This window comes from Acinetobacter sp. GW821-FHT09D10, from assembly GCF_059416285.1.
Window position 1 is genome coordinate 1,365,999 of record NZ_JBWKOW010000001.1, and the last position, 11,107, is coordinate 1,377,105.

7 protein-coding genes are annotated in these 11,107 nt (G+C 32.5%); 2 read left to right on the forward strand and 5 right to left on the reverse strand.

Going from position 1 to position 11,107, the window contains the following annotated elements; translation table 11 throughout:
• Window positions 1-170: 170 nt before the first annotated feature.
• Together AC07M3_RS06405 and AC07M3_RS06410 are read left to right on the forward strand one after the other, a co-directional pair.
• Window positions 171-455 carry a hypothetical protein gene (locus AC07M3_RS06405; protein ID WP_100290335.1) on the forward strand — a complete coding sequence of 95 codons (285 nt, stop codon included), beginning with the start codon at window positions 171-173 and terminating at the stop codon, window positions 453-455.
• A 279-nt stretch (window positions 456-734) separates the two neighbouring features.
• Window positions 735-1,037 carry a hypothetical protein gene (locus tag AC07M3_RS06410; RefSeq protein WP_494566872.1) on the forward strand — a complete coding sequence of 101 codons (303 nt, stop codon included), beginning with the start codon at window positions 735-737 and terminating at the stop codon, window positions 1,035-1,037.
• Between the two features lie 5 nt (window positions 1,038-1,042).
• Here AC07M3_RS06410 and AC07M3_RS06415 read toward each other — a convergent pair whose 3' ends face one another.
• The 5 genes from AC07M3_RS06415 to AC07M3_RS06435 form a co-directional block, all read right to left on the reverse strand.
• Window positions 1,043-1,993, reverse strand: coding sequence for a hypothetical protein (locus AC07M3_RS06415; protein WP_494566873.1), 951 nt, complete (start codon window positions 1,991-1,993; stop codon window positions 1,043-1,045).
• Between the two features lie 248 nt (window positions 1,994-2,241).
• On the reverse strand, window positions 2,242-6,783 hold the full coding sequence (locus AC07M3_RS06420; RefSeq protein WP_494566874.1) for a PDDEXK-like endonuclease domain-containing protein: 4,542 nt from the start codon (window positions 6,781-6,783) through the stop codon (window positions 2,242-2,244).
• Window positions 6,784-6,958: 175 nt separating this feature from the next.
• Window positions 6,959-7,249 carry a hypothetical protein gene (locus AC07M3_RS06425; protein WP_174742054.1) on the reverse strand — a complete coding sequence of 97 codons (291 nt, stop codon included), beginning with the start codon at window positions 7,247-7,249 and terminating at the stop codon, window positions 6,959-6,961.
• A 245-nt stretch (window positions 7,250-7,494) separates the two neighbouring features.
• Window positions 7,495-8,796, reverse strand: coding sequence for an McrC family protein (locus AC07M3_RS06430; protein WP_494566875.1), 1,302 nt, complete (start codon window positions 8,794-8,796; stop codon window positions 7,495-7,497).
• 11 nt (window positions 8,797-8,807) lie between these two features.
• Window positions 8,808-11,075, reverse strand: coding sequence for an McrB family protein (locus AC07M3_RS06435; RefSeq protein WP_494566876.1), 2,268 nt, complete (start codon window positions 11,073-11,075; stop codon window positions 8,808-8,810).
• Window positions 11,076-11,107: the final 32 nt, after the last annotated feature.

An 11,107-nucleotide genomic window follows, 5' to 3' on the forward strand; every position in this document is an offset into this window, starting at 1 on the left:
TCACCTAAAACATTTTAAATTTATAAATAATTTTATTTTAAAATTTTAATCATTTTATTTTTCTGTATTACAGATGGGTTAACTATTCCCTTTTAAAATGATTTTAATACCTTAAATATAAGCGGCTTATTTTTTATTAATAACTTAGTGAAAATTATCACGAGAATAATATGAAACTTTATAAACCTATTTTGGCTTTAAGCCTTTTAATAGGCGATTACGGTGTTTCTGGTTGCGACATTCACACTCAGCAGGATTTTGAAGAAATTTGCCTGTCTGGTGGGCACACCCAAGCCAGTTGCGACTGTATTTACCAACGGCTTGAACAAGTATATTCGCCTAAGCTCATGCAACGTCTAGAACATGTCAGTTTGCAAAGTCCTGCTCTCCCACAGGACTTTGCCCCTACTTTTTTTAGTGTGATGCGGCGGTGCGATAAAGAAGACATGGGCTAAGCGTTTGGCTTAGCTCCCTTATCTCTGTGTCGCAATGGTGGATGACTTTAAATCAGCGCAAAAAATTAAAGTTCTGTTGTGGCACGGGGGCCTTGGGGGGGAATGATTGCATTACGTCCTTTTCTAAGAATTAGTTCGTACCAATTGTCTTGAAGTATCTATGTTAATCAAAAAATTTAGTCTATTATTTTTACATAGAAAGAATGCTCAAAAAATTAATCATTTGATTCTAAAAAAATTACTCATCTAAAATTTAATATTTCAAAGCGAGCCATTCCTATGTCAATAGAAGATTTCTTTATAAAAGACTCCCCCTCTAAGAGATATCTTTTAATGAGCTTAGCCCTATTCATGTTAATAATGGCTTTAATTGCTTACTTTAAGGGGAAGTTGGGATTCGAATATGTATTTTCACTTCTTGCAGGGTACGCCTTAATATTCTTTATTTTAAAAAATGCAGCATTACCACTTTTTCCCCCACTTACGGAAAAAAGTAGTGATGCAAACGCTATGGCTAGAACAACAATAGCAATTGTTTACATCCTTGCTTTCATAACTCTAACTATTTCTTATTTTTTATAATTTAATTACTCTTCAATTTTCTTGCTTCGCTCTACAGTAATATATTCATTAGGAATTACTAACTGCTTTTCCATATCCTTTACCTTATAAGAAACTAAAGTGCTTTTACCAATGCCTTGAAATAACACTTTAACATCTTTAAAAATAAAGGTTTTATACGGACTCAGTTCTTTAGGAATCGTTTTTGGCAATTCAATTAAATTTGCATAAGGTTCTTTGATGTATAAAGTCGCTTTTTCTACTCTTACACCAGTTTTTTGCATGGCATAGTTTAGAAACGTGTTACCAACCTCTTCAATAAAAAACATGGGGGTAAGTGGTATCAAAATCAAAACAATGGCGACTTGTAAGCTATCATTAATATGCGTTTCTAATCTCTTGAATTTCTTTATTGCAAATGTTTTAAGATGGTCACTTGCATCAGGATCATCAATAATATCTTGTAAATTCTCAAACTTTATACGGAATTCTTTAATCTTCTGTCGGTTGATATAAAAAGGATAATAAGTAAAGGCAATAAAAAATACGGTAATACCTATGTAAAGATTGATTTTCCAATGCAATAAAAACAAACTATGAATAACATATAACAGATAAAGGGATGCAGCCAATGTGGTAATGCTAATCTTTGGAAATGGCAGTTTTTGTCCAATTCTGATATGGGATGGTAAATACTTATCAACCACACTAAAGATGATATATGTCACTGGAACTAAGGAAATACCAAAGAAAAACAAAATCGTGCTTAGCCCCGCATAAATAATAGAACATGCTACAAAAATCAGTAGAAAAATGAGCGTATCACCAAAGCTAATTTCCGAAGGTATATAGCTAATCGTCACTAAATATGCGACTAAGCATAATACACCTATAGCAATAATGGCTTTAGTCGTTGTGAGTGCTGTTTCATGCCACTGCCCCAAATTACTTAAAAATCTCGTTATTAAGTTGTTCATTTGATCTAACCAAAACTTATAAATTATTTAAGAATCGATGATTACTTTTTTCTTAAACCGCTCCCCAGCGGAGTAATCATCGTTTGAAATTTCCCCAAATTTCAGAGTATGTTTTCACATATTGTTTAATAATATTCTCTCTTTAGTACACTTATCCCTGTTATATAATGCTTTGGGTAAAGAAAAATAAATAAAAAGAAAGTGGTTACTTTGATGAACCACTTTTATTGAATAATACTTTGAAAAACTTATTCCACTACTAACTCATTTTCCTGAGTATCAATCATAGTGGTACATTCTAATTCTGAATCTAGCCAAACTTTATACTCAACATCCTGAATCAAACTACTCATTCCATGTGTAGGTTTTATACCCATTGAATCGAGCTTTTCCTTTAATGAAGTAACCATGTTCTCACACTCAATTGACCAACTCGATGCAAAACATCTCCAGAACGTCCAACCTGCTCGTTCTAATGCCCGTTGACGAGTCATATCATCATGCCATTGTTCTGGTCCATGATAGCTATCCCCATCACATTCAACAGCTAAACGCTGATCACCATCAGATTCAACGACCAAATCGATTCGATAGCTACCAACTTTAACTTGAGGAGTAACGGTGTATCCCATTTCATGCAATACATTAAATACAGATTTTTCAAACTCCGATTCACATAACTCTAATTTTTCTTCAAGTGATACTTTTTGATCTTCTTGCACATCATAAAAATGGTTAAGTAAATTTAATCTTAAATCTTTTGGAGATATATGATCACGACTTACAGAATGTACAAGATACATACGTTCACGTGCACGGCTCGCAGCAACATTAAATCTCTGTTCATGATCAGATCGACTTAAAGCATGACAATTCTCAGGATCGGCTACCATAGATAAGAAAATAATATCTCTTTCTGCACCTTGAAATGCTGATGCATCTCCACATGCAAACTGTACTTGCGTAAGAACACCTGCACCAAACTCATTCAAGGCTTCTAATTGAATAAATTCAGCTTGTGCTGGTCCTAATAAAGAAATGACACCAATTGATCGGTTAACATATCTTTCATCTTTCAGAATCAGCTTCATCTCTTCAATAATTGCTTTCGCTTCTATCCGATTAATATGTTTACTATTCTTAGTCTCTCTACATCCTTGTGGCGTATAAATTGCAACAAGAGCTGGGCTCAATTGCTCAGACTTCTTTGATAATCGCATTGGCTTAATACGGTTATCATAAAAGTTTTTATTACTATAGCTAATGATTGCAGGGTGACAACGAAAATGCTCAAGTAGCATTACACTTGACTCATAAATCGAAGAAGCCATATCGTACAATGACATATCTGGTGTTAAATATGCAGCATGTGGCTGGCCATGTAGATAACGATTACGCAGTACATCAATTTGAGCACTTGCAAGACCTACATTGCTTGGAGAAACTTGCTTATTATCTCCTACAACTAATAACTTTTTAGCGCGCATTAAAACGGGTAATACGTCAATTGATGACTGTGATGCCTCATCTACAATAACTAAATCGAAAAGTCCCAATTCAGCGGGCATAGACTCTGATACCTGAAGATGTGACATAACCCAACAAGGGATAGCTGCTGTTGCCTCTTTCAAAGCCACTTGTGCATCTTTTCTGTATCGTGGAGCATTCTTACCAGTTCCTTTGCCATAGTGCTGAACAGCAATTTTATAACGCTGTAATGCAACTAATATCTTATCTGAAGCATTTTCCTTTAGCGCTAACCATGTTCTATTTGCTGACAATTGTGCATAATTTTGAGATAGATTCTTCTCGTAAATACGACGACGTGTGTAAAAATTTTCAATTCGACTTGTATTGCTAATTGCAATTACATAATTCTCAAGACGCTTCCACTCCCAAGCCTCAATCAATGTATTACGTAATACAGGGTCCTCTATTTCTTCAACATAAGGAACTTCTAGAATATCTTTACTAAGGATCACAGCATTTGTTTGACTAAGTTTAATACTCGCAGATTTAAGCCGATCAAAATCTTCACCTAGATCTTTTAAATGTACCAATTGCTTTAATAGATCTGCATAATTTTTGAGTTCATTTTCACTTAATGAACCTGTATCAATCTGTGATATAAGACTTTTTAAATGAATCGATATTTTATTATCGAACTCTGTTAGATAGAGAATTTGATCAGACAACTGTACTTGATAAATCTCTAAATTAAATATTATTAGTTTCTGATCCAACAACTGTATCAAGTTATCAATATTTTTAGATAATCCATAAAAATCAAAAGTTTTAGCCCTATTAAAAACTTTTAGATAGTTAGTATTAAATATATCTAAGTACTTGTGTTTCAGATCTAAGCATTTTTGAGTTCTATTAATAAGATGCGTAAATTCTTTTAATATTTCATCTATACCCCGATTATTTAATTCAATTAAAGGAATGTCTAATTGAGCTGCAATACTATTCCATTTGCTCATAAAAATATTAAGGGTCTGCTTTCTATCAACATAATCCTTAACTTTTTTCCATTCCTCTGATGTATCAGGATATTTTCCAGAAACTTTAACTGACTTAAACAAGTTTTGTAATTCAGAAGTTCCAAAATGATACCAACTAAATGGCTTTCCTGTCTCAACAGCGCGTTGAACAGCTTCGTATTCTTTAGAGTTTGGCTGTATTTCGAACTTTAACTCTATAGGGTCTATTAATAGAGTTTTTCGGTATTCCAATAAAGGTTGAACTTCTTTGATAAGGTTTGTATAGATATCTAACTCCATACCCTTATCTTCAAAATTTATTTTCTTAAAATAACTCAATAGCCATGCTTCTGCATGATCCAAAATGAGGTTGAGATCTTCCAAATAAATTCTTAACCAATCTTTCAAAGCATTAATTTCTGTTTCAGAAATATTATCCTTAAAACGATGTTGGTCGTTTTGTTTTAAAAACTCTTCAATCGTATCTTTCTCTTTTAAAGATTCATTTAGTTTTTTTAAACTGGTCGAATCTAACAACTTTTCAGGAGCAGGTAGAGGACCATAATTTATATATATTAAGTCTTTACCTATTTTCTTTCTTGAATCTCTCAATTGAATCAGTTCAATTTGAGAAAAAGGAAATCTATCTTTTTCCTCCAGAGTTAATTGATCTGTAAACCATGAGTAGGATCTTCTACTCTCTAATACCTTCTGTACGATATCCATAGGTAATTTTTTATTACCATCTACTTCAATATTCTGATAATGCTTCTCAGCAAAGTTATATATTTCTCTATCAATCAGAGCCATTTCATGATGATTTTGATCTATTTGTTGTTTTAGAGCTTCAATTGTTTTCCGTACTTCTGAAACATTCATTTGGGTAATTTTTTGCACAATTAAATCGATAGAAGATTCAAGCTGATTTTTACTTTCTTTACTTGAACCTATTCGACTAACCACTAAAGGTTTTAACTCATCAGGAATTTTTTCATGTACTGTTTTTAGAACATGGGATTGTTGTGCCGTTACTAGTACCTTTTTACCATTAGCCAAATAGTGACAAATAATATTAGCAATGCTATGTGTTTTACCTGTGCCTGGAGGACCTTGTACTACAACACCACTACTTGTTAGCAAATTTTGAACAATAGTGATTTGCTCTTTATTGTAAGGAAGAGGGAAATAAAGTTCTTCAACTTTTGATCCAAATCCTTCTACGCCAGAACGTCCCCTAAAACTGTAAATCTCTTTTTCAATCGTATCATTATTTAACTCTGTTACTAATGATAAAGGTTGTTCAGGAATTGCTACTGAAGGATCACTGAGTTTAGTTTTTAATAATTCAATATCATCACTTAAAATAGAATTCCTTTTAGGACGACTAAACAATACGGATGTTAAGTTAACTGCTAAATTCTTAGAAGGTATGGCTCTATTTTCCGGCTCAACAACTATTCCTTTTGAGTATATATTTGTAGTAAAAGCTTCAACTAGATCAGAGTAAGTCTCACTTGCAAATAGTTGCAATGAGCGCCCATTATTTAAATTTTCTTTTAAAGCTAATTTCACCTTTCCTGAGGTAGGCAAATCATCTTCTAACAAGATGGCATCCATTTCTATATTAGCTTGTGTATCTTTAGCGCCTACACGTATCAATCCGTTTTTTTCTATTTCCATTTCTAATGGAATAGTAATTAATGGATATGAGTAAGATTTATGAGTAGTTGGAAGTACCCAATCAACTAAACCAAAGCCTGCAACAATTTCTTCACTATCGGCTGTACCACCTAAGTTAATCGCGGTATTCCATGAGAATAATTTGTCATAAACAAGAATAGATTTTTTAATTTCATCATTGTCTTGTTTCCATTGTTTCCAAGTATTTTTATAGTCTTCAAATTCCTTGAATAGCTTATAAATTATTTCAATTTTACCAACTAAATCATGTGCCACAAGGTGATATGGCAATGGGAATTGATGAACTTTTTTAAGTAATAGTATTTTGTTTATATTATAAAAATTAAGAGTTGGCTCTGCTTCGATATCAACTAAAAGGTGGGAAGTTAACAATTCAGAGGGAATAGGCATAGCCGAAAGCTGCAATCGTTCAATTTGGAGCCACCAATCGCCGTCATTTAGTACTTTCAAACCACGTAACTGTTTTAATTCATGAGAATAAAATCTATTGCCATTAATTTCATACTGGATCTTTTGTGTATCTTTAGCTTGATGAGATACATAATCTAACAACTGAACCAGTTTGTTTTTAGCAATATTGTTCAATTCACTTTCACAGTTCATCATTGGTCTTTCTGAATTTTGATTTGAAGATATTATAGCCAAAGAATAAAAATGTTTTTAATATTTTAGAAATTAAATTTATATTGATTAAATAATAAGAGCTTTTTTGAGAATAAATTATTACTTAAAAGAGTATAACGTTAACACAGTCCATGCCAACGTTATTTTTAACTTCAAATTAATTTGTATACTGCCATCTAACAACTTGATCAAATTCATCTTTATCTTGATAGTCTTCACGATCGGTAAGCGTTTTAGTAGTGTTAAATGAAACCTTTCCAGACAAATAAATTGAAATTATTTCGAATCCATCAGCATCAACGCCTTGTATTTCAACAGTGACATCTTCATCGGAATATTCACTATCTTTAAAATTAGTAATATCAGCTTTGATCGCAAATGAAACTTCATTATCCTCAAGATTAACTTTTAAAACCTTAGTAGCAATGTTATCAACCTTTACAGACATACTCCCTCCAATTTAGATAGTATTGATTAAAATTAATATATTACCATCCATTTATTATTTTAATATAACAATAAGTTTCTTTACTTCTTTTTATAGATGGATAATTTTTTTCATATTTAAGACTTATATCATTTATAAAATATATTTCACAAAGTTCATACCACAGCATAAAGCAAGTCGATTATTAAGAAAAACTAAATATTCATAAGTATCTAAAACTTCTCCTCCTATTTGATAAACTAAGCTTAGGTTAAAATAGAAAATAATTTATTCCATTGATAGCCCTTATCCAAATCAAAAGGGATAACTCTCAATGATGCTGGTGTATCTTTTAGATTAAAACTGAAGGATAGTTCCTCTGAGAATTTCCGTTCTTGCATTGGGTAAACTAAAATCACTTCACTTGCATGATCTAAATAATAATAGCTATAGGCAAACATCTGTTGTACATCACTATCTTTCAATCCAAAACGGCGAGTTTGATCATTTTGATCTAATAATTTCCATTTAGTATCTAAAATAATTTTTTTTCTAGTTTTCTTATGTTGAATTTGGATATCAGGTCTTAATCTAAAAATTGGCCTATTCTCATAAAGACAAATATGCTGACTTGATACCTGTGTTCTTACTTCCCAATCGTTTAATTCTAGACATAAATGATAAGCAACATAATGCTCAAAAAGTTTTTCCATAGGAAATAGTAAGCTCATCCCACGCCAACCACCTTGAGTAGATACAGGCATATATTCACTTAAAATCAACTCAGTCCATGGTTTTATATCTGCATATAGTGCGAGTAAACGCCCTGACTGCCACTGCTTGAAATCTTGAACTATATTTTGACTCTTTGGAATTTCCCCAGTCATTAAGCGAAGCTCTTGAGCAAGTTTCCAATTTTTAGCACTTCGTGTTTTTTTACAAACGACATCTAATGCTGTTTTAATCAACCTATTCTCAGGGCGATCAACTTCATAGATGTCATGCTCAATCGGGAAAATATGCTTTCTTGGTGGGGATTGTCGCATATGTTTCACATGCTGTAATTGCCCTCTCAAGTACTTTTGCTCTTCTTGCACACGATGATAATCAAAGCGTAAACCGCGTTGAATTAGTTTTTCAAAATTACAAAGAAACTGATCTATGATCCACTCATGTATAGGTTGTTTAAAACGACTTAGGCTAGCCTCCCCAGCATCACGATATGGTAAATGTAAAGATACTTTGAGCATCTTTTTTAAGAGCTCACGTTCTTTTTCAATCGCAGTTTCATTGGATTCATTAAGATTGATATCAACATGCTTAGGCAATATTTCAATACGCGTACCACACTTGGTTTCAATAACTCCAACATATTGATCTAGTCTGAGCTTTCTACGTCCAGCTAATTCAAATACTTTTGCACCATGTTTAGAAAATGAAGCCGAAAGTTCACATAAATGATCAAAAGCAGATTCAGAAATATAAGCATGGTCTATCGTTGATTCGGGACATCCAGTATGTGCAACGCTAATGTATGCATATTCTCTGACAGTTATCAGATCAGACATTTTCGCCCCTATTAGTACTGAATAATCTTTTTGAAACTTTCAATAGAGTTAAATGAAGTCGGCACCAATTTCCAAATTTTCTTATCTTCAAAGTACCCTAATTCCTCAGAATCCACATTTGGGAATATTGCTGATGTTTCTACACGCTTCGGCTTAAGCATTCCATTACCATTTAAAACTAAATTAATCTTTGCCCAATCATCAAAAAAGTACTCTTGGAGTTGTGGAATGATTTTTTGTTTAAAAATTTGAGCTAAATTTTCAAGAGTTGGCTGTTCACACAAACTCATAAAGTTGGCATGACCAATGCAATGATCACGATCTAAAAGCACCTCAATTCGTTGATTCATCACTTTCAGTAATTCTGCAACTATTACAGAAGCATCATCACCGTTTTGATCTTGACCATGAATCTCTATCAAGACACCATTTTCATCTTTAATTTCTTCTGGCTTTGGCGGCATTTCAATAAAAGTAAAACGACGACGTAATGCGATATCTAAACCTGTTAATGAGCGGTCAGAAGAATTCATCGTACCGATAATGTAGAGGTTATTTGGTACTGTAAATTCTCTCTTCGAGTATGGCAAAACAACTGATAACTCTTCACTAGCTCCAGCACGTTTTGAATCCTCAATCAAAGTAATAAGTTCACCAAAAATTCGAGAAATATTACCACGGTTAATTTCATCAATAATCAAAACGTGATTCTGATCATTTTTATTGATTTGGACTGGTTTTACTTTAGGTTTTAAAAACTCAGCGACTGCTTTTATATAGCTTCGATTATAAGCATTCTCAATTTGCTCACCTGAAAGTAAACTTTTAATTTTACTTATATTTGCATAATAGGTCGCATTCGTTTCTGAAGCTAATGGTTGGCATTGTAGAGTCACACCACTACCAACATAACTAACTTTAAACTTTTTATTTTGTTGAGTATAAAGTTCTAATGGAGTTTCGGTAATTTCATCAAGGAATTTTTCTACTATTTCATCTATAGATTCTGCTTGCTGAGAAACCCCTGTTGCTTTTTCACAGATATCTTTAAATACACCTGATTTCACATTGTAAGTTAAATTCCCTTGATCATCAGTTTCTGCTCGAATGCCTTCAACAAAGTCTTCATAACTAAAGCTTTGATGGAATGTCACAAATTTAATTCGACCTTGATCTTTATATTCATCAAATTTTTCTTTTAATTTCTCACGCTTTTCATCTTTCAATTCTTCTAGTGACTTACCTTCAATAATTGAAAGTGCATGATTGATTGTATTAAAGGTTTTACCAGTACCCGCAGTGCCAAATAAAATACGGTTTAAAGTTTGCGCTATTAACTTATTTGGCATTTCTTTACCTAATCCCATTTTATTCGATTTACTGCGGATATGATCTATATGAGAAAACTCATCAAACCAATCACAAATTTTCTGTAATTGATGTAATGAACTAGGACTAATTTGAAAAAAGCTATCATTTACTCTTAATGATTTGGTATTAGTATTTAAATTATGATTAGGACTATCGCCAATACCTCTAAATTTACATTGTTCCAATGCAATAACTTGTTCAGGAGGTTTATCTTTCAAAAACAAGCGGATGGTATTTGTAGACAGATTCCCTGTTTCTAAAGCTAGCTCTTTGCCTAATTCATTTATACATAAGAAAATCTTTTGGGTTTTCTGTTCATTATTTGGATATCTAGATTTCAAATAATCAAGCACTTTTTGTGCTGTAAAATCATTACTTTTTAAACCATCTTTTAAAGCAATTTCACTACACAGATCATCATAAGTTAGTCCAAATTTTTGAATTTCTTCCACACTCCATGCTACCAAATCATCTAAAGATTTTCCAAGCCCTTCTTCTACTGATAACATTGAAACTATTGGTGAATTATTAAACTCACCTCTTATTTCTTCATATCTATTACGTAACTTATTATTAGCATTAACAGTATCTATTTTCAGAATAAACCCTAAATTACCATCTATACCAACGGTAAAAGCTAATTCTTTTGGAGAATCTTTTTCAGGATAAATTTTCGCCCATGTATAAGGTTTAAATTTTCTGCTTTGATCAAGTGGACTATTTCGGAAATCTAACACTCCTAATAGGAATTGTTTTTTTATAATTTCCTCAGCCCAAACCTTAGTTAAACTATTAGCTTCTTTTAGCGTTCCATATGCTATATCTTGAGCATTATCATTTTTATTTCTTAATTGGTTTTGTAACTTTCGCAATAACTCAAAATGTTCTTCTCGGAAATACCCACTCATGCTTATTTATTCCCCTATACTAAAACCGCCTA

Coding starts and splice junctions, on each gene's coding strand:
- AC07M3_RS06435 (WP_494566876.1), bottom strand. CDS start 11,075: ATGAGTGGGTATTTCCGAGAAGAACATTTTGAGTTATTGCGAAAGTTA.
- AC07M3_RS06425 (WP_174742054.1), bottom strand. CDS start 7,249: ATGTCTGTAAAGGTTGATAACATTGCTACTAAGGTTTTAAAAGTTAAT.
- AC07M3_RS06415 (WP_494566873.1), bottom strand. CDS start 1,993: ATGAACAACTTAATAACGAGATTTTTAAGTAATTTGGGGCAGTGGCAT.
- AC07M3_RS06430 (WP_494566875.1), bottom strand. CDS start 8,796: ATGTCTGATCTGATAACTGTCAGAGAATATGCATACATTAGCGTTGCA.
- AC07M3_RS06410 (WP_494566872.1), top strand. CDS start 735: ATGTCAATAGAAGATTTCTTTATAAAAGACTCCCCCTCTAAGAGATAT.
- AC07M3_RS06420 (WP_494566874.1), bottom strand. CDS start 6,783: ATGATGAACTGTGAAAGTGAATTGAACAATATTGCTAAAAACAAACTG.
- AC07M3_RS06405 (WP_100290335.1), top strand. CDS start 171: ATGAAACTTTATAAACCTATTTTGGCTTTAAGCCTTTTAATAGGCGAT.